A 19,694-nucleotide genomic window follows, 5' to 3' on the forward strand; every position below is an offset into this window, starting at 1 on the left:
CTTTGCGCTCACCCGCCGGTCCTGTGCCGTCCGGCGGGTGGTGACATTACCCCCCGGTAGTCGCGGTTGTGGAGGGGGCGGAGGTCGTCGAGTCCCCGCTGTTACTGGTCAGCGGACCGCCGCTGGGCAGCAGGTCGTCGCCGGGCAGTTCGATGTCCGCGCCGGGCGAGGGGAGTTGGGGCTCCTCCGTCGGAGTGGCCCCGCCCGCCGGACGGGACGTGCCGGGGGTCGGCGAGGGACGTGCGGACGGTGTCGGGGAGGGGGCGGCGCTCGGACGGTCGGACGGTGTCGGCGAGGGCTTCGGCGTGGACGGCGGCCGCGACGGTTCCGGGTGCGCCGAGGACTTCGCGGAGCTGTCCGGCACCACCCGGTACCCTTCCAGGAAGTACGCGTACCAGGCCCTGACCGTGCGCAGATACGCCTCCGAGTGGTTGTAGCCGAGGACCGCCCGGTCCAGCTCGGCCGGGTCGGAGAGGTCTCGTCCGCCCGCACACAGGTAGCGCCCGGCGGCGAGCGCCGCGTCGAAGACGTTGTCCGGGTCGGCCCGCCCGTCGCCGTTGCCGTCCGTGCCCCAGCGGGCCCAGGTCGACGGGATGAACTGCATCGGTCCGACCGCCCGGTCGTAGGCCGCGTCCCCGTCGTACGCGCCGCCGTCGGTGTCCCGCATGACGGCGAAGGCGCCGCCGTCCAGCCGCGGCCCGAGGATGGGCGCCACGGTCGTACCGTCCGCCGTCACCCGACCGCCGCGCGCCTGCCCGGACTCCACCTGGCCGATCGCGGCCAGCAACTGCCACCGCAGCCGGCAGCCGGGCGCGGCGCGTGCGAGTTCCGCCTCGGCGTGCCGGTAGGCGGCGAACACGCTCGCTGGCAGCGCGGCGCCCGCCACCGACGCCTCGCCCTTGCGTTCCCGGGCCCGCGGCAGCGGGAGGTCGGTGCGGTACCGGGTGTCGCCCGACACGCTCGGCCCCTGCTCGGCGGGCGCCTGCCGCGGGGGTACGGAGGCCCGTGCCGGGACCGCCCCCGGCGCCTGTGACGCGGTCAGCGCCGCCATGGCCACCGCCGCGATCGCCGCACTCCTGGCGCCTCTGACTCTGTGCCCTGCCACGTCGCGCTCCCGTCCCTGTGAGCTGATGTCGTCTGCTCTACGGGGCGGGGCGGCGGGTCCGTCGCACGGAGCGGGGCGATTTCGGGAAACGGGGTCCGCACCGCGCGTCCGTCAAGATCTTCCCGAGCGGCCGGGGCGGCGCGGTCTCGAGGATCCGGCGGACGCGTGGGTGCCGACGCGAGGGCTTCGCGGTGTCAGGCCAGTGGTTCCAGGCAGGTCGCAGCGGCCTGCGGACTTCGAGGCAGCGACTGGCGTGTGGGGACTAGGCAGCGACTGGCGTGCAGGGACGAGATGGCGAACGGCGTGCAGGGACGAGGCGGCGGACGGCGTGCAGGGACACGGACCGGTCGGCGGGCCGGAGCGGCTGGACGCGACCGAGCGGCATTCGAACTGGTTGACCCTGGTTGACCGGGTTTGCGTGGCCCGACCGAGGGCTTGACCCCTGCAAGCCGCATCGAGCCCGGCTTGCTCGATGAGATCCTCGGCCGCGCGTCCTTGATCGCGGATCCGCCCTTCCCCATGACGCCTTCCATAATCAGCTTGCTGACTCTGGTGCAGCCCCGGTTGAGGGCTGAGCGGCGGATGCGGAAGCAGTGAGCACAGGGCGTGGAAGACCGATCACCGCCCACACGACCTTGCCGGACGGCGGCCATGGCGCAGTGCCCCACCGGGCCGTGAGCACGTCGACGAGGAGCAGTCCCCGCCCCGTCTCGTCGGTGGAACTCGCGGTACGACGGGCCAGGGGCCGGCGATCGCCTCGCGGGTCGGCCACTTCGATACGGAGCGTGTCCGAGGCCTCGGCACTGAGCGTGAGCCGGAACCCGCGCCCCTTCACCTGCCCGTGTGTGACCGCGTTCGCCGCCAACTCGGCGACGACCAGCGCAGCGGACTCGCTCACCTCGCAGCTGGGCGGCCATCCCCACTCGTCGAGTTGTTGCACCGCCAGCAGCCGCGCTAGGCGGGCGCCGCGAGGCGTGGCGCTGAGCAGTTGGGTGAAATGCCGGGTGGAGATTTCTGACTTCATGTCACTGAGCGTGGCCGCCTCGCTCTACGCTGACCAGGGAATCCCTCGGTACGCAGAGTGTGCGTACCGGTACGGACGGTGTCCTGTACGGGATGTCGGCCGTGACCTGGTGGGGTGCGGGACGGCAGGGCGGGTGTTGGGATGACGGTGACGGAGCCGCAGGAGACGTACGACGACGGCGAGCAGGCCGGCGACCTGAACCGTGCGATCGGCAAGCAGGTCAAGGTACTTCGGGAGCGGGCCGGGCTCACGCAGAAGGAACTGGGGGACCGGCTCGGATACAGCGAGGATCTGGTCTCCTCGCTGGAGCGGGGGAGGCGGACGCCGCAGCGGGAGTTCCTGGAGGCAGCGGATGAACTGCTGGATGCCGGGGGGCTGTTGACGGCCACGATCGAGGACGTGGAGGCCGCCAAGGCAAAGGCGAGGGTTCGGCATCCGGCCTGGTTCAGGGACTATGCGCGGCTGGAGGCGAGCGCGGTTGAGATCAACTTCTTCAGTACCCTCGCGCCGCCCGGGTTGTTGCAGACCGAGGATTTCGTCCGGACCCTGCTGAACGGTCGACAGCCGCTGTTGTCCGAGGAGACCATCGAACAGCGGGTGGTCTCTCGGCTCGCGCGCCAGGAGATCCTGACGCGCTGGCCGCTGCCCATGGTGACGGCCGTCATCGACGAATCCGTACTGCGGCGCAAGCTCGGTGGACGCAAGGTGAGACAAGGACAGTTGGAGCACCTGCTGAAGTCTGGTCGCCTGCGCAACATCACCCTGCAAGTGCTGCCGTTGGACTGCGAGGAGAACTCCGGGGTGGACGGACCGTTCGTGCTGCTGACGCCCAAGGGGAAGCAGCAGCTTGCCTACCTGGAGGTGCAGGGCGTCGGCCAGTTGATCACAGACTCGGAGCAAGTGCGTATCCTGGCCGCGCGCTACGGAAGCATTCGTGGGCAGGCCCTTACCCCACGTGAGTCCCTCGCCCTGATGCAGGAACTGTTGGGAGAGCCATGAGTACTGACGAAGCCTCACCCGAACTCGCCTGGTTCAAGAGCAGCTACAGCGGCGCGGAGGGCGGCGAATGCCTGGAGATCGCCGCAGCTTCCCGCATCGTCCACGTCCGCGATTCCAAAGAACCCACCCGCGCTCAACTCGCCTTCCCTCCCTCGGAGTGGGCCGCGTTCGTGGACTTCGCGGCAGGGCGCTGACGCGCAATGAGGGGCTATGAACGTGCGGTTCGTAGCCCCTCCGTATGTCGGCAGGTCAGCCGAGTACCAACAGTTGGGGCGCACCGTGACTTGCCGCCGCGCGGCACGGGACGCGGTCACGGCCTCGGGAGCTGTGTGCGCAGGTTCGAATCCTGCCGGGGGCACCCTTCATAAGGTGCCCAAAGACCCCGTGACCAGCGGAAACGCTGAGGCCGGGGTCTTCGCGTATGTGCAGGCGTATGCGGCCCGAAGCGGCTCTATGTCGGGGTCTGTGGACGAGGCGTGGACGGGATCTTGGGACATTGCCGCAGGTGAGCCCGGGAAATGGCGACCCGGCCCGGACGATCGTTACGCCGTGGGACACCCGCGGCTCTAGTGGGGAAGGCCGGCACCACACCGTGGCTCACGGGATCAGTCTTGGCGCCAAGCCTGGCGATGACGAGCAACGCTGTCACCTGCTCGACCTGCTCGGCCGTCAGCACGCCTGAGAGCGGCGCCAGTGCCGCTACTTGGCGTTCCCTGTACACCCGCACGGTGGGCTGTGTGGCGACCACCTTCAGATCCCTGACGCCGACGAAGACGAGGACTGGATCCACCGGTACGGGAAAGGCGCAATAGCGCTCAAGCACTCGGACCACGCGATTGGCCTCCGTCCGACTCTTGCGGGCATAGGGCGCCGACTTTCCGTGATCGACTCTCACGGCGTCGTCGCCGACCCACATGGCCTTCTTGTGGTGGTGCTTTGTATTGATGGTGAACACCCCACCCGGCCCGATCAGCAGGTGATCAACGTCGACTTTGTCAGCCAGGGGTATGGAGTGCAGGACACGCCAGCCGTGGCGCGATAAGCGGTTCAACTCGGCTCCCACGCGCCGCCCCCCCGCCAATCCCTTTCGCCACGAGTCCCACTCCGAGGAGCGCCGCAGAAGCCGCGGACCATGACGGCGGTGCCTGCTACCGCCCCCGGCACCTCACCAAGCAAGCGGAACCCCGCACGATGCAGCGCTGCTTCGGCTGCGCAGCACGATGGAGGCCGAGTCGTCGCAGCCACCATCGTCGCGGGCCCAGGCATCCAACTAGCTGGTGCTTGCTCTGTACCAGAACGCGACCGACAGCATTCTCCGCAAGTGTCAATGCCTCAGTCAGGTCCGTGGTCCGTAACACGGGCCAAGCATGCGTGTTCCCCCATGACGGCGTCCTGCCAGGGTGATCGTTTTGCCTGCTGAGAAAAACATCCAACTGAAGCAAGCAGCTCAAGCATCGACCGAGGCCGGACAGCATCCCAGCCGAAGCCTGAGTAACAACTTTCTCTACTGGTTCAAGGCGCCGCGCTCCTCGCGCGGCGAGGCGTCCGCCCTGGGCCGCGCCCCGCCGCTCATGTCTTCGCCCCGTTCCGGCGCACGGTCCCGGGCGGACGCCGGAGCGGGAGAACGGCACGACCTCAAAGCCAGTGGGGCTCCGCCCCAAACCCCGGCACTCCCTCGAAGGAGGCGTCTCCTTTTACCTACCGTTATGAGGTGGTGGCTCACATAGGCGATCGGCTGGGTCCCTTGTCGGTCGGCCACCAGGGGCGCACCAGGAACCCCCGGGGGCCACCAAGACCAAGCGCAAGCGTCACGGAGTGAGCCTTGGTGGCCCCCGGAGAACCCTGGTCCGGCGCAGCTGCCCGACCGAGGAGGGACCCACCCCCTACTGCCTGTGACCGGTATTTACAAAGACGCCCCTCCTAAGCCTGCAACCTGAAACGATGCGGAGGTAACAACACGGCCACCGAAAAGACGAGACAAGGGGACTTACATGAACGAGGGCGAGCTACGGGACGCCGAAACACAGCTTCGAGCACTGGTTTCAGACATTGGGATGCAATGGCTGCTAAACGAGATCGATGAGGCCATAGCTGCCGGAACGGCGGTCGAGAAAGCGCTTAAGCCGAGACGCCGGAGGACCCAATCGCGCGTTCCCGCCGGGACCCCGGAACCGCCCCCTTTCATTACCGAGCGCTTGGAAGATATGCCCGAAGCGGAATCTGATGTTGTTCGCCGCAATCAATCGATTGTCATCTCGACCCGGCCGCTGAGCCGAAGAGAGCGCGTCGCGTTGCTAGTCAGCGCCCTTCGCCGAATCATGATTGTACTGCCTGAAATTGAAGACGCGACCGTGAGAATGCTCCTGGAACCGCCGCGTAGCGAAAATCGTCCGCCTATCCGGAGTATGCAATTTGCGCCAGATCCAGAAAATGAACACCTAAACGAAGAAAGCTACCGAATCGACGGCGATCGCCGCGAGGATCAACAAATTCTCTCCCACCTGTTCGACGATGTATACGGAGAATTGGGCGAATGACGCACATGGACGAACTCATCGCCGAAATCAGGCGCACCGCGCACCATAGAGGAATCTCCTACAACTCAGCTTCGAAAGCTTATGACGTCTACGAAGGCTACCTATTCTCTTTGATTGTTGCTACCGCGGCAAAACATAAGGCAAGAGTGGCGTACGAGGATGTTTACGGCAATAGCGTGCAGGATTTGGTATTTCGCACCAGCCCCGGGCATTTGTTCAACAGAAACGTGCCATACACCCACGCTCTGATGAAATTTCAGGGAGCCCCAGCCTTGGAAGTCCATGTGGGTGTCCGTGTACAAGGACGTTCTGGGGTCCTTCATGAATGCGATGTCCTCGTACTACCCGCGGACGAGGCACACCTTAGCCGATCCGAACATATCGCCCCTCGAGGCAGCAAATGCCTGCTTGCAATCGAATGCAAATACTACGGCTCTAATTTGAAGATTCGAGACGCTCGGAACTTTGAGGGTTTGCACGCCGACTTGGGAGCGACTCACACTCTGTTCGTCTCGAATGTGGGGGCCCCTAACGTCACTAAATATCTAGCGTCTCGAAACCGTTGGGAGGAAAGGGAGGTCGTGCCTAGCAATATGGATCAGGTCGGGTACACAAAGAATAAGATCCGCGAGTCGTTCAAGTGGTATCTAAGTAGACACTCCCCGTCCACGCCAATTTAAGCCCCGACGAAGAGCGAGTCAGCGGAACCATGAGGTAAGCGCACGCGAGAAACTGCCCCAACCAACTACAGGCAGGTCGGGGCAGTTTGTAAGGCGACAGCCACGAGAGGGAACCGCTCCAGAAGTGATACCTCAGGAAGTCCCCGACACATGAGTTAGAGCCTGTGCAAGCGACGAGAAGTACTCCGGCGCCGGCGCCCGATTCTTGCGAGGCCGCGCCACAGTCCAGCCGTCGTTATCAGAGATCGACGACCAGTCGCTCGCGACCTGCCCACGAGCTAGAAGCACGATGCGAGGCTGATCTATCGTCAGTAGCTTACCTCTCACCTTCGCGTTCAGAATGTGCTTGCCGGTGGGGTCCAACGCGAAGCAAGTATCGCCAACCCACCAAAGGAAGTCCGGATAGAAGGTGGCTGAGTCTCCGACTTTCATGGGTAGCTGAATCCCGTACCCAGACCCACGTGAGGGATTGCGTAGCCAAACTCCCTTATCCAGGCTGTCCAGAGTCTTGGCGAACTCCAACTCGTCCGCATTGAACGACCTCGTCGAGTACCGCTCATGTGCACTATTCCGGAAACTGGTCGTCTGGCTGGCGGTTGGCTGGTGTGGACCGGCAACCCACATCTCACCGCCGATAATCTTAACGGGAACCAACTCGACCGTGGTTTCAAACGCTTCGACTACGTGATCAGCTCGCTCGGCCAGAATCCCTTGCGCAACAGATCCACTACAAGAACGTTGGTCGAATGCTGGCCCCGTGAAGATTTCCGGTTCGAGAAGGTGCACGCAATGCCGACTGCGGGTCTGAATTCTTCGATGGAGATACTCTCCGTTTCTCCGGCGGAGACTCGCGGCCAGGATCTCGTAGCGGGTGTCGTCGTCCTCTCCGCGGAGAGAAATTTTCATGACCCGGCGTTGGCCAGGAGCCAATAGATCTTCATCAGCGAATGGCTGTTTCGACAACGCTCGAATCTTTTTAATCTCTCCTTCAAGTTCCGCTTCGCCCAGCTGATAATTCGGAAGTTTCAGCACCCCACCGTAGTTCGGTCTGAGAGGCACCGCAGGCAGAGGATCACCCTTAGTTCGCACGCGCACTGCGATTGAGCCCACTGGGTCGTCGTCATCCGTCGCGTATAGGCTCAGCTCCTGCTTAAGCCCCGCCACTATCTCTTCGAATCGCTTATTCGGCACTCGAACGAAGAGAGTCGCAGTGTTCAATAGGTCGTCGACGAAGTGCTCGGCCCCGGGTTGTCGTAGTGCCCGTCCAATCACCTGGGCGATGCGGACATAAGAGTTTGACTCGTCATCGAAATACTCGATGTATGCCTCAGGATCGTCCCATCCTTCCTGCAGGGCCCGATTGCAGATGATGTGCCGGTGATGAGGTTGCAGCTCAGACAGTGACGAGACCCTGACGGCGTCATCAGGCACGACCTTGGTCTGCGTATAGATCGCAATTTCTTCAGCCGGTACTCCACGAGCTCGCAAGTGCTCCCAGATCGCGACAGGTCTAGCAACGAGTTCGTCCTTAACCGGGTTCGACTTTTCTACAACATACAGGACCTTAGGGTTGATGTTGGCACCGCTGTTTTCGGCCGACTTTACTAGCCGGCGGTGCAGCACGATGCTTGCATCCAACAACTGGTCAGGGTCCGAGTCGAAATTTTCAACTGCGATAGTATGCTTGAGGAGCTGGTTCTCTACTATGTCTTTCGTTGAGATCCGGACACGCGCCTTCTCTGCAATTGGCCGCATCTCAGGATCTGCATCAATAACCTTCGCGAACTCGGCGAACTGAGAACTCATCGGGGGCGTCGCCGAGGCCAGTAGGAACCCGATAGGCTTGAGCCCTATCAGTTGGTCGAGCTGTGCCGGTGTTTGATTGTGGCTCTCGTCGTAAACAACCCAAGTGGGCCGGCGGAGCTCAGTTCGCAGTTGTTCCCACGGCGACATATCCCCACCCCAATCAGGGTGGGGGCGGTGCATATTCAATCGAGCCGACTCGCTACCGCCAGCCGTTGCCGCATCGACTTCGTTCCAGGAGCCTACGGTCGTGACCCAGATGGTGAGGCCACGCTCCGCCTCGATAAGTTGCTCCCACTCGCCCTTAGAAGGCCGCTCACGAAGAATTTGCGTATTGCCTGGCAGTAGATGTCGGTACTTTCCGACCAAATTCCTGTAGGTTTGTTCGACAACCGCACTCGACTTCGACGTCCATAGAACCAGTGCAGGTTCAAGGTTTCCTACCGTCTTGGCGAGAATCGGAGTTTTTCCCGCTCCGGTCACCGCTTTCAGATGAGCTACAAAGGGGATAGGTAATGTGCCGTAGTAGCGGACACGCTTGGAGAATGCGTGAGTCCACTCCTCAGCGGCCTCCGTCAGCCTTGCGGCAGCTTCCTCTTGGAAGTCAAAAAGCGTAATTGATTGTGACACGACTTCCCCTCGAATCAGGTGCCGTACAAGCTGACCACGTCGTCGTCTTCTTCTGGGTCTTCCAGGTTGAGGTTAAGAAGTATCTCATCCGGAATCTGTTTAAACGTGAAGGCCGAAGTTTCGCTAACTGTGCATGTTGTGCCATAAATCTGCAGCTTGGCGCTGAGGCCGATCTCACGAGCTTCCGCAATCGCTGCATTGATTGATTCCACGTCCACCCGACTGTTCGTCGGTCCTTGCCAGACCAAAGCCAGTGCTTCGCCTCTTTGGTTCGCGCCAATAACCCATTGTTTCCCGGAAATTGCCCTGATGCCAGTACGGACGCCAGACCGGTCTGTTTGACAGATGAGGGCAGCGATCTTGTCTCGTTCTAGACCTAGGATTGCCTTGCGATCCAGCTGCTTACCAGTTGCTAGGAAGGTGAATCCCCCCGGCAACCCGTCCACCTCAATAGCACGCCGAAGGCGAGGGACTACTAGAGTACGGGCGTATAGGTCTTCCCCGTTGCCCTCCTCTATCAAGAGGAATTTCCTGGAACCGCCATCGCGCTTGTTAAGCTGCAACACTGCTTCGCCCGTGGTGCCGCTACCCGCGAAGCAGTCGAGGACCAGCGCATCCTTACCTCCCGCCGCCCCGACCAGCATCTCTATAAGCTCCACAGGCTTGGCATTGCGGAAGCCGTCGAAGTCTTTGCCGAAGAGATTCTTCAAGCGGTAAGCACCCGCTCGAGCATCGAGTTCAATTACACTGCGCAGGCTTCCACGGTAATCCACCAAAAAGTCCTTCATTTGGACAATTTGGCCCCGATTCTTCGGGAAGACTATGCGCCCCTCCTGGATATGCCTCTCCATGGTCTCGGGTTTGAATCGATAACCGTTGAGCGGCATGGCGTAGGCGCGAGGATCAGAGGCTGAAACCACCCCATCTTCGCAGACGCCGTAGCGGTATCCACCAGGCTTTGGGTTATGCACGCGGCGAGCCGATTGATAAGGCCCCTTAACGGGATCAAGTTCCGTGTAGTTCCCCAACCGTCCAACAGCTTCTTTGTTGGCCTTCACGAGCTGGGCCCATCGTTTTTTTCGCTCGACGTAAATGTCAGTCTCTAGGCAGATCGCGTCATATTGCTCCAGAAGTGCATCGCGCACGTCATCGTTGGGGGTCGTCCATTGCTTCGCGACCTTCTTGATGCTTTTCGCATAGCAAACAATGTACTCATGTTCAATCGCGATGCGTGATGGATTGTTATCTGCAGACCCCTTCCAGGCGATTACGCCAATTCGATTGCTTTCGTCGAAAACTTCATCCATGAGCATCAGCAATCGGCCAAGCTCAATGTCATTTATGGATACGAAGACGACTCCGTGATCGGCCATCAAGCGCTGAATCGTGACGAGCCGTGGAGCCATATAATTAAGCCACTTAGTGTGTCGCCCGCCATCCTCATTGGTGATGTATACGGCGTCACTCGCATCAGCGTCAGGATCCTTGTAACGCGCGTCGCTATAGCGAAAATCGTTACCACCCCTGTTGTAAGGGGGATCAATATAAACGACATCTACAGTGTCGTTGTACTGCGATTGAAGGGAGACCATCACCTGAAGGTTGTCACCTTCGATCACCAGATTCGGGGATTGCTCCCCATGGCTCAAGTCCGACTCAGGCTCCAGGACGCGAGGAGCGGGTACGAGCGACCGATAGGAACGCCGCCCCTGCCAATGGAGGTGGAGGCCTGCCTCCTCGCGGACGCTTTCGACCCAGTGCCGAGCGGACTTCACGCGATCACCCTGACTACAAAGGGCGCGCCAGACGGCTACGTCAGGGCGCGCATGACGGCTACACGTGCTTCCCGGAGGCGGCGCGTGTTGAACTAGCCTAGGGAGCAGCGAAGTTGGCCTCCCGTCAGCAATGAGCAGCTTACGCACGAGATCAGATACTTCTAGCCCTCTCGGGGCAAGAGGTGGGTGCGATGGTGGGCAACAGCGACTCTCGCAGAGGCGTTTGGCCCGCAGCGCCTTCATCTCTGCCCGCCACGCGGCCCTGATCTGCTGCGACGAGGCCCGGCCTGGAGTGGAGCTAGAGCGTCTCACCGCGAGGGTGTGGACTTCCGACGGCGAGTGGTGCAGCCGCTTGGTCCATCCACTGCATGCGCTGCTCCCCTGCGCGCAGTGCCGTGGCGGGGTGAGGTGAGCCCGATAGGCGGTGATGACACGACAAGAGCGTCAGGGAGCCTGGGCCAGCAGACGGCGTGGACCATTCGTGGACGGGAACCTGCTCTAGGTGCCGATCGAGGCCCCTGACCAGCAGGTTCATGACGGCCCGAAGTGGCCTCCGGGGCCGTGTGCGCAGGTCCACGCAAACCAGTGAGCGCTTCGCTCGCAGAGGGCTCGTGGTCCTGCCCATCCCTAAGCTGACGGCACATCAAGTACGTAACCTGGGCAGGGTGGATAGAACTAGGCGCAGCCTCACCGAGGCGAACCTCAAAGCGCTGGCCGGCGCCCGTTCTTTCGAGCGCGGGCTCGGGTACCTCGACGCAGTGTCCGGGGTCGAAGTAGGTGACGGCTGGGTCACCGCGACCGTCCACGGTACGGAGCGGTACGAGGTGGAGCTGACCTTGGACGGGCCGGGCGGGCTCGGCGGCGAATGTGACTGTCCGTACGGCCTGGAGGGCAACTTCTGCAAGCATTTGGTCGCTCTCGGTCTGACAGTGATCGCCCAGTCGGAGAGCCTGTCGCGGCAGCGCGAGGCGGCCCGGACCCGTGTGCGGGACCTTGACGTCTGGTTGTCCGGCCTCTCCAAGGACGAGTTGCTTTCCCTGGTGCGGGAACAGATCGACGATGACCGGCAGTTGCGGCGTCGGCTGGAGCTGCGGGCCGCGAGTGTGCGTGGGGACCTCGTCGCGGTCCGGGCGCGCATCCGTGAGCTGCTCGACATCGGCCCGTTCGCGCAGTACGGGTACATCGAGTACGGCGATGCCCGCGCCTACGCCGACCAGGCCGGGCAGGCGGTGTCCGCGATCGGGGCGCTCGCCGGCTCGGGGCGGGCCGCCGACGCGATCACGCTGGCGCGGGAAGCGATGCGGCTGCTGGCCGAGGCGGTGGAGAGCGTCGACGACTCCGACGGCGGGCTCGGGCAGGTCGGCGCGGCCCTCGCCGACGTCCATCTCGACGCGTGCCGTGTGGCGCGCCCCGACCCGGAGGAGCTGGCTCGCTGGCTGGTCGGCCATGTGCTCGGCGACTTTGACGGCATCACCGATATCGATCCGCTCGACTACGCGGATGTCCTCGGCGAACACGGGATGAATGTCCTGCGGGAGCTGGCGACGCGGGCGTGGCGGCGCAAGCGCACCGGCTGGGCGGAGAAGTACCTCATGGAGCGGCTGGCCAAGGAGGGAGGCGATGTCGACGCGGTGATCGCCGTGCACGCGGCCGACCTTGCGGCGAACGGCCACACGCATCTGGTCATCGCCCGCGAGCTGGACTCCGCGGGGCGCTCCGACGAGGCGCTGCGCTGGGCGGAACGCGGCATCCGGGAAGCCCGGGACCTCGGCGCCGTCGACACCGCCCTCGTCGACGATCTCTGTGAGCGTTACGCGCGGGCGGCTCGGCTTCCCGACGCCGTCAGCCTGCGCCGCGACCACTTCGGCGCCCGCCGCACCTTGCTGGCTTACCAGCAGCTGCGCGCCGCCGGGCGTGCCGCCGACTGCTGGCCGGCCGAACGCGCGGGTGCGCTGGCGCTGTTGCGCGAGGACGCGGGGCGACGGCACGAGGGCTGGTACGGCGGGCCCGTCCTGGTTGACGCCCTGCTCGACGACGAGGATGTAGAGGCCGCCTGGCAGGCCGCGACCGAAGCCGGTGCTCATGACCGGCAGTGGCTCACCCTCGCCGAGCAGGCCCGTGCAGTCCGTCCCGCCGACGTGCTCGGCGTTTACCTGCGCTTGGCCGAGCCGCTTACGCAGCAGACCGGCAACGCGGTCTACGAGCAGCTCGTCAGCCTGCTGCTCGGCATGCGCGACTGCCATCGCCGTCTGGGCACAGCGGACGAGTTCACCGTGTACGTCACCGCCCTGCGCACCGCCCAGAAACGTAAGCGGAACCTCATGCGCCTGATGGAACAACACGGTCTGTGAGCAGGGACGGCGGTAGCCGCACCGGCAGTACTCGACCAGCCTGGCCGCGCCCTGGGTGGCCTCAGCCCGAGGTGCCCCGGCCGGCCTCCTGGCCCCCCGCCGCCCAGGACGCGAGGAACCGCAGGCCCTCCTGGGTGGGGGTGTCGGGGGCGGCGGTCCAGATGATGAGTTGTTGGTCGGGGTCGGTGCCGGCCGTGAGGGTGTCCCATTCGAGGACGAGGGTGCCGGCGATCGGATGGTTGAGGGTCTTGGTGCCGGTGGTGCGCGCGGCCACGTGGTGGGCGGCCCACCAGCGGCGGAAGTCGGGGTCCTGCTCGGAGAGGTCGTTCACGAGGGTGGTGAGGCGGGGGGAGCCGGCGTTGTGGGCGGCCTCCATGCGGAGTCGGGCGACCGTCGTGCGGGCCGTGGTCTCCCAGTCCGCGTACAGCTTGCGCATGGCGGGGGAGAAGACCATCCGGGCGTAGTTGCGTTGCTCCGCCGGGATCCGGGCGAAGTCGCCCACCAGGGCGGCGGCCAGCGGGTTCCAGGCCAGTACGTCCATCTGGCGGCCCAGGACCATGGCGGGGATGGAGGCGAGGTCGTCGAGCAGCCGCCGCAACTGCGGCTGGACCTGCTGCACGCCTTGCGGGCGCGGGCGCGCGGGTTCCTTGCCGGCCAGTTCGAACACGTACGCGCGCTGGTCCTCGTCCAGGTCCAGGACGCGGGTGATGGCGTCCAGGACGGGCTCGGACGCCTGGATGCGGCCCTGTTCCAGGCGGGTGTAGTGGTCGGTGCTGATCGCGGCCAGCATGGCCACTTCCTCCCGGCGCAGGCCCGGCACCCGCCGGACGGTCCCGCCGGGCAGCCCCACGGAACGGGGGGTGAGCTCCGCACGCCGGGCCCTGAGGAATTCGCCCAGTTCGGTGGATGCGTTGCGCGTCATGGCCCCTATTTTCGCAACTCTCGCAGGAACCCGGGTGGTTCACCCCGGAGGGGGCTTCAGGCGTGGTGTTCGGACAGTGCGTGTGTCGCGGTGGTCAGGAAGTCGTTCAGGTGTCCGTCGCGGCGGCCCTCGAGTACGGCGAGGCAGAACTCGGTCGGCGGGACGTCGGTCATCGGCCGGTGTACGAGGTCGGGGCGCGAGTAGGAGCGCGCGATACTGCGCGGCAGCAGCGCGATGCCCTGCCCGGCCGCGACGAGTTCGAGTTTCTCCTCCACCGTCGCGGTGCGGCGCGCCTGGAAGTCCAGGATCGTCTCGCCTTCGAGCGCGGCCAGGGTCAGCCGGCGGCGGGACGCCAGGGGGTGCGTGGTGGGCAGGCATACGACCTTCGGTTCGCTGCCCACCGGGATGGTGTGGAGCCCGTCCGCGTCGAAGGGGTGTCGCAGGAAGCCGACGTCGGCCCGGCCGTCCCGGAGCGCCTCGCCCTTCTCGTACCAGTTCAGGTGGAGCAGTTCGATCTCGACGTCGGGGTGGGTCCGGGTGAACGCGCGGACCGCGGGGGAGACGCTCAGACCGGGGGCGAAGCCGACGACCAGACGGTCGGCGCGGGCGGCGCCGTGCACCCGGCGGGTGGCGGCCTGCGCGGCGGCGAGTACGCCCGGCGCGTCTTCGTAGAGTTGTCGGCCGGCCGGGGTCAGACGCACGCTGCGGGTCGTACGCACCAGCAGCGCGCAGCCCAACTCCTCTTCGAGCGCGCGGATCTGACGGCTCAGCACGGGCTGTGCGATGTGCAGTTGCCGGGCGGCGCGGCCGAAGTGCTCGTGCTGCGCGACGGCCGCGAAGTACCGCAGTTTGCGCAGGTCCAGATCCATACCCTGAGGGTATCAATGTGCCCGAAGAGGTATTGGACGCGTGACGTCGGGCGAGCGCAGAGTGACGGGGCACGGTGTTCGGGCAGCCCGTTCGCCGGTTGTCAGGAGGTTCCTTTTCGTGATCGTCATTACCGCGCCCACCGGGCAGATCGGCAGTCAGGTCCTGGACCGCGTCCTCGACGGCGGGGAGTCGGTTCGGGTGATCGCGCGCGACCCCTCCCGCCTCTCGCCGCGGGTGCGCGAGCGGGTCGAGGTCGTGGTCGGCTCGCACGGTGACCCCGACGTCGTCGACGCGGCGTTCACCGGAGCGGACAGCGTCTTCTGGCTGGCGCCGCCGAACCCGCGGGCCGAGCGGGTCGAGGACGTCTACGTGGGCTTCAGCCGGCCCGCGTGCGAGGCCTTCAAGAAGCGGGGAGTCCGACGGGTCGTGGGGATCTCGGCCCTGGGGCGCGGAGTGCCCGGGAACGCCGGGCTGGTGTCGGCGTCCCTGGCCATGGACGACCTGATCGCGGGCACGGGCGTGGGTTACCGGGCGCTGACGCTGCCCTCGTTCATGGACAACCTGCTGCGCCAGGTCGAGGCGATCAGGAGTCAGGGCGTGTTCTTCCAGCCCGTCGCCGGGGATCTCAAGGCGCCGACCTGCGCCACCCGCGACATCGCCGCCGTGGCCGCCGGGCTGCTGCTCGACCACTCCTGGAGCGGGCAGGGCGAGGTCCCGGTGCTCGGGCCCGAGGACCTGTCCTTCGAGGACATGGCGCGGATCATGTCCGAGGTACTGGGGAAGCCGGTGCGGTTCCAGTACGTCCCCGTCGAGTCGTTCAGGGACACGCTGACGCGGCGGGGGATGTCCGAGGCGATGGCGCAGGGCATGGCGGACATGGCGACGGCCAAGGACCGTGGCCTCGACAACGCCGAGCCGCGCACCCCAGGGGCCACCACCCCCACCACGTTCCGGCAGTGGTGCGAGGAGATCCTCAAGCCGGCTGTTCTCGCCTGACGGCCGCAACGCACGAGGGTCGCAACGCACGAGGGCCGGACGGCGGCCCCGAGTCTTCGGGCGCGCCGACCGGCCCTCCCGCGTCCGGCGGTCAGGCCTCGCGTACCTCCTCCAGGCGTACGGGACGGTGCTCGGCCAGTGAAAGGGCGCAGGCCTCGGCGATCCAGCCGGCCTCGATGGCGTCGGCGACCGTGCACGGCGAGGTGGCGCGGCCCGCGACGACCTCCGTGAAGGCGGTGAGTTCGGCGCGGTAGGCGGGGGCGAACCGGTCCATGAAGAAGTCGTGCGGCGGGCCCGCCGGGAAGGTGGCGCCCGGCTCGACGGAACGCAGCGGCAGCTTGTCCTCCAGGCCCACGGCGATGCTGTCGCGCATGCCGTGCAGCTCCAGGCGGACGTCGTAACCCCGCGCGTTGTGGCGGGAGTTGGAGACCAGGGCGATGGTGCCGTCGTCGAGGGTGAGGATCGCGGACGCGGTGTCGACGTCACCCGCCTCGGCGATGTACTCGGCACCCCGGTTGCCACCGGCCGCGTACACCTCGACCACCTCGCGGCCCGTGACCCAGCGCACGATGTCGAAGTCGTGCACGCTGCAGTCACGGAAGATGCCCCCGGAGACCGCGACGTACGCGGCGGGCGGCGGCGCCGGGTCCAGCGTGGTGGACCGTACGGTGTGCAGCTTGCCGAGTTCGCCGCTCACCACGGCCTTGCGGGCGGCCACACAGCCCGCGTCGAAACGCCGGTTGTAGCCGATCTGCACCTCGACACCGCTGTCCCGGACGCTTTCCAGCACGTCGAGGCTCTCCTCGACGGTCCGCGCCACCGGCTTCTCGCAGAACACCGGGATACCCGCCTTGACCGCGGCGAGGATGAGCGCGGGATGCGCGTCGGTGGCGGCCGCGATGACGATGCCGTCGACCCCGGAGGCGAGCACCGCTTCGGGGGAGTCCACCGCCGTCGCCCCGAACCGCTCCACCGCCGCCGCGGCGGCCGCCGCCACCGGGTCGCTGACGACCAGGGTGTCCACCGCGTCGAGCCCGGCGAGGGTCGCCGCGTGGAAGGCGCCGATCCGGCCCAGTCCCAGGATGCCGATACGCATGAGATTGCTCCTAAAGCCAGTGAGGGTGTGCCCGCCGAGAGGGAGGGGCGAGAGGGGAGGGGGAGGCGAGAGGGGAGGGGGAGTGCGGCGAGGGACAGGAGATCAGTCGAGTCCGCCGAAGACGATCTGGTCCCAGTCGATCACCGAGCCCGTGACCACGCCACTGCGGTCGGAGAGCAGGAAGACGACGAAGTCGGCGATCTCGTCGACCTGACCCAGCTTGCCCATCGGCTGGGTCTTCGCCGCCTTCTCCCGCCAGTCGTCGCCCGCGCCGTGGAAGGCGCGCTGGATCTCCTCCTCGCCCTCGGTGTCCGTCCAGCCGATGTTGAGGCCGTTGATCCGGACCCGGTCCCAGCGGTGCGCGTGGGCCGCGTTGCGGGTGAGGCCCATGAGCCCTGACTTGGCGGCGACGTACGGGGCGAGGAAGGACTGCCCGCCGTGGGCCGAGGACGTGATGATGTTGACGACGGTCCCCGGCGCCCCACGGTCCACCAGATGCTGGACGGCGGCCTGCATCGCGAAGAACGGGGCCCGCAGGTTGATCGCGATGTGCGCGTCGAACAGTTCCGGCGTGGTGTCCAGGAGTGTGCCGCGTGACGTCAGCCCGGCCGCGTTCACCAGGCAGTCGATCCGCCCGTGGGCGGCCACGACCTGCTCGACACTGCCGCGCGCCTGCGCGGGATCGGTCAGATCGGCCCGTACGAACGTGGCGCCGGTCTCAGCGGCGAACTTCTCGCCGAGCTCGGTGCGGCGCCCGGTGAAGGCGACCGTGGCGCCCTCGCGCAGCGCCGCGCGCACGATGCCCGCGCCGACGCCCTGGCTGCCGCCGTTGACGAGGACGACCTTGTCCTCGAGCAGTTGGTTCATGAGTGTGCTGCCGCCTTCCGGCGCGGTGACATTTCTGCCAGTCTCATGAGGCCGGGACCGTCAATCAATCCGCAGAGAACCATCAAAAACCCCTCATTGATCTCCTCGATCACGGGACGCAGCGAAGGAAGCCATGGGACATCCGTATACGATCCGCGAGATCGCCCGGCAGGCCGGCCTGAGCGAGGCGACGGTCGACCGGGTCCTCAACCATCGCGGCGGCGTGCGCGAGAGCACGGCGCGGGAGGTGCAGCAGGCCATCAAGGACCTGGACCGGCAGCGCACCCAGGTCCGCATCGGCGGCCGCACCTTCATGATCGACATCGTGATGCAGACCCCGGAGCGGTTCTCCTCGGCGGTACGTGACGCCCTGGAGGCCGAACTGCCGTCCCTGCACCCGGCGATCGTCCGCTCACGGTTCCACTTCCGCGAGACGGACCCCGCGGCGGAGCTGGTGAAGGACCTCGACAGGATCGCCGCGCGCGGTTCTCAGGGAGTGATCCTCAAGGCCCCGGAGGTTCCCGAGGTCACCGCCGCGGTCGGCCGGCTGGTGGCGGCCGGCATCCCGGTGGTCACGCTGGTGACGGATCTGCCCAGCAGCCCGCGGCTCGCGTACGTCGGCATCGACAACCGGGCCGCCGGAGCCACCGCCGCCTACCTGATACGCCAGTGGCTCGCCGACCGTCCGGGCCATGTGCTCGTCACGATCAGCCGGGGGTCCTTCCGCAACGAGGAGGAGCGCGAGATGGGTTTCCGCAGCGGGATGCGCGGCGGTGGGCCCATGCGCCGACTGGTCGAGGTCACGGACAGCGACGGGCTGGACTCCACCCAACGGGCCCTGGTCCTGGCGGCTCTGGAGCGGGATCCGGAGATCAACGCCGTCTACTCCATCGGCGGCGGCAACACCGCGACCATCGACGCCTTCGCGGCGCTCGGCCGGGGAGTGCTGGCCTTCGTCGCGCACGACCTGGACCACGACAACACCCGGCTGCTGGCGGAGGGAAAACTGTCCGCGGTGCTCCACCACGACCTGCGCCAGGACATGCGGCGCGCCTGCCAGACCATCATGCGGGCCCAGCAGGCGCTGCCGGACGAGGGCCCGTTCCTGCCGTCGGCGATCCAGGTCGTGACGCCGTACAACATGCCGCCGTACAACGTGCCACCGGTGTGAGAATCCCGTACCCGCGGGGGGCGGATCCCGCATCCGCGGGGCGACGGATCCCGCACCCGCGGGGGACAGGCGGGCGTCTACGCGGTCGTCGGGCCCAACGGCTGCCCCGCGGGGCCGCTCTCCCGCGCGTGCGCCGCGCCGCCGATGTCCGTGCCCGCCCAGGACAGCGCCGTCCAGCCCTCCTCGGGGGAGCCCTCCAGGATCACGATGTCGGTGTTGTCCAGCCGGTGTTCGGCCGCGAAGGACATGTCGACGTTGTGCGCCCGAGCCGCCGTCCACACCCGGATCGCGGCGCCGTGGCTGACCATGGCGACACCGCCCGCGCCGGTCGCCGCGGCCTCCGCGACCACCGCGTCGAACCGGCCCAGCGCCTCGATGCCGTTCTCGCCGCCCGGCATCCGCAGCCCGGTGTCCCCGTCCACCCAGGCGAACGCCGTCGTGAAGTACGTCCTGGCCGCCTCGGTGTCGCCGCGCATCATCTCCAGGTCCCCGGCCTCCAGCTCACGGATGCCGTCGCGTACGACCACCTCGAGGCCGCGGGCGGCCGCCAGCGGGGCGGCCGTCAGCTGGGTACGGGTCAGCGTGGAGACGTACAGCAGGTCGATGTCCACGTCCGCGAGCGTCTGGGGCAGCGCGGCGGCCTGCTTCTCGCCGAGGTCGGTCAGACCCGGGCCGGGGACGGCGGTGTCCAGGAGGAAGGCCACGTTGGACGGGGTCTGGCCGTGGCGGATGAGGATCAGGCGCATACGGTCACCTTCTCAGACGGCGCTACGACGGACGCGGCGGCCCGGGCGGTCGGGGCCGCCCTGCGGGGAAGCGCCGTCCTGCGGGGAAGCGCCGTCCTGCGGGGAAGCGCCGTCCTGCGGGG

Annotated in this window: 16 protein-coding genes; 6 read left to right on the forward strand and 10 right to left on the reverse strand. The window is 66.3% G+C overall.

What is annotated here, in order from left to right:
• Positions 1–46: 46 nt before the first annotated feature.
• Complete coding sequence (locus tag KVT44_RS02355) at positions 47–1,051, reverse strand: lytic transglycosylase domain-containing protein (protein ID WP_217565968.1); 1,005 nt, start codon at positions 1,049–1,051, stop codon at positions 47–49.
• A 589-nt stretch (positions 1,052–1,640) separates the two neighbouring features.
• The gene (locus KVT44_RS02360; protein ID WP_217565874.1) at positions 1,641–2,129 is read right to left on the reverse strand and encodes an ATP-binding protein; all 489 of its coding nucleotides are present in this window, start codon (positions 2,127–2,129) and stop codon (positions 1,641–1,643) included.
• A gap of 141 nt (positions 2,130–2,270) precedes the next feature.
• Between KVT44_RS02360 and KVT44_RS02365 the strand changes: the two genes are divergently transcribed.
• Together KVT44_RS02365 and KVT44_RS02370 are read left to right on the forward strand one after the other, a co-directional pair.
• Positions 2,271–3,128, forward strand: coding sequence for a helix-turn-helix transcriptional regulator (locus KVT44_RS02365; protein WP_217565875.1), 858 nt, complete (start codon positions 2,271–2,273; stop codon positions 3,126–3,128).
• Positions 3,125–3,322, forward strand: a complete 198-nt coding sequence (locus KVT44_RS02370; protein ID WP_217565876.1) for a DUF397 domain-containing protein — start codon at positions 3,125–3,127, stop codon at positions 3,320–3,322. Before KVT44_RS02365 ends, KVT44_RS02370 begins: the two co-directional genes overlap by 4 nt.
• A gap of 257 nt (positions 3,323–3,579) precedes the next feature.
• Here KVT44_RS02370 and KVT44_RS02375 read toward each other — a convergent pair whose 3' ends face one another.
• Entirely contained in the window at positions 3,580–4,191 is a 612-nt protein-coding gene (locus KVT44_RS02375) for a nuclease-related domain-containing protein (protein WP_308313894.1), read from the reverse strand.
• A gap of 928 nt (positions 4,192–5,119) precedes the next feature.
• Between KVT44_RS02375 and KVT44_RS02380 the strand changes: the two genes are divergently transcribed.
• The gene (locus KVT44_RS02380; protein WP_217565877.1) at positions 5,120–5,665 is read left to right on the forward strand and encodes a hypothetical protein; all 546 of its coding nucleotides are present in this window, start codon (positions 5,120–5,122) and stop codon (positions 5,663–5,665) included.
• 812 nt (positions 5,666–6,477) lie between these two features.
• On the opposite strand, the gene KVT44_RS02385 is transcribed toward KVT44_RS02380, so the two are convergent.
• Together KVT44_RS02385 and KVT44_RS02390 are read right to left on the reverse strand one after the other, a co-directional pair.
• Complete coding sequence (locus KVT44_RS02385) at positions 6,478–8,778, reverse strand: hypothetical protein (protein WP_217565878.1); 2,301 nt, start codon at positions 8,776–8,778, stop codon at positions 6,478–6,480.
• 14 nt (positions 8,779–8,792) lie between these two features.
• On the reverse strand, positions 8,793–10,427 hold the full coding sequence (locus KVT44_RS02390) for a site-specific DNA-methyltransferase (protein WP_217565879.1): 1,635 nt from the start codon (positions 10,425–10,427) through the stop codon (positions 8,793–8,795).
• Positions 10,428–11,218: 791 nt separating this feature from the next.
• Here KVT44_RS02390 and KVT44_RS02395 point away from each other — a divergent pair.
• Positions 11,219–12,904, forward strand: a complete 1,686-nt coding sequence (locus tag KVT44_RS02395) for an SWIM zinc finger domain-containing protein (protein ID WP_217565880.1) — start codon at positions 11,219–11,221, stop codon at positions 12,902–12,904.
• A gap of 61 nt (positions 12,905–12,965) precedes the next feature.
• On the opposite strand, the gene KVT44_RS02400 is transcribed toward KVT44_RS02395, so the two are convergent.
• Both KVT44_RS02400 and KVT44_RS02405 read right to left on the reverse strand, forming a co-directional pair.
• A complete protein-coding gene (locus tag KVT44_RS02400) occupies positions 12,966–13,826 on the reverse strand; it encodes a helix-turn-helix domain-containing protein (protein WP_217565881.1) in 861 nt (286 codons plus the stop codon).
• Positions 13,827–13,882: 56 nt separating this feature from the next.
• Positions 13,883–14,695, reverse strand: coding sequence for a LysR family transcriptional regulator (locus KVT44_RS02405; protein ID WP_217565882.1), 813 nt, complete (start codon positions 14,693–14,695; stop codon positions 13,883–13,885).
• A gap of 118 nt (positions 14,696–14,813) precedes the next feature.
• On the opposite strand from KVT44_RS02405, the gene KVT44_RS02410 reads away from it, so the two are divergent.
• The gene (locus KVT44_RS02410) at positions 14,814–15,692 is read left to right on the forward strand and encodes an NAD(P)H-binding protein (RefSeq protein ID WP_217565883.1); all 879 of its coding nucleotides are present in this window, start codon (positions 14,814–14,816) and stop codon (positions 15,690–15,692) included.
• 91 nt (positions 15,693–15,783) lie between these two features.
• On the opposite strand, the gene KVT44_RS02415 is transcribed toward KVT44_RS02410, so the two are convergent.
• Together KVT44_RS02415 and KVT44_RS02420 are read right to left on the reverse strand one after the other, a co-directional pair.
• The gene (locus KVT44_RS02415) at positions 15,784–16,788 is read right to left on the reverse strand and encodes a Gfo/Idh/MocA family oxidoreductase (RefSeq protein ID WP_190168590.1); all 1,005 of its coding nucleotides are present in this window, start codon (positions 16,786–16,788) and stop codon (positions 15,784–15,786) included.
• Positions 16,789–16,890: 102 nt separating this feature from the next.
• Complete coding sequence (locus KVT44_RS02420) at positions 16,891–17,655, reverse strand: SDR family oxidoreductase (RefSeq protein ID WP_217565884.1); 765 nt, start codon at positions 17,653–17,655, stop codon at positions 16,891–16,893.
• Positions 17,656–17,788: 133 nt separating this feature from the next.
• Between KVT44_RS02420 and KVT44_RS02425 the strand changes: the two genes are divergently transcribed.
• Positions 17,789–18,826 carry a LacI family DNA-binding transcriptional regulator gene (locus KVT44_RS02425; protein ID WP_217565885.1) on the forward strand — a complete coding sequence of 346 codons (1,038 nt, stop codon included), beginning with the start codon at positions 17,789–17,791 and terminating at the stop codon, positions 18,824–18,826.
• 77 nt (positions 18,827–18,903) lie between these two features.
• Here the strand turns inward: KVT44_RS02425 and KVT44_RS02430 are convergent, their stop codons facing one another.
• Positions 18,904–19,572: a histidine phosphatase family protein gene (locus tag KVT44_RS02430; protein ID WP_217565886.1), complete on the reverse strand. Its 669-nt coding sequence runs from the start codon at positions 19,570–19,572 to the stop codon at positions 18,904–18,906.
• Positions 19,573–19,694 lie beyond the last annotated feature (122 nt).

This window comes from Streptomyces sp. GbtcB7, from assembly GCF_019091445.1.
Classification (GTDB): Bacteria; Actinomycetota; Actinomycetes; order Streptomycetales; family Streptomycetaceae; genus Streptomyces; species Streptomyces mirabilis.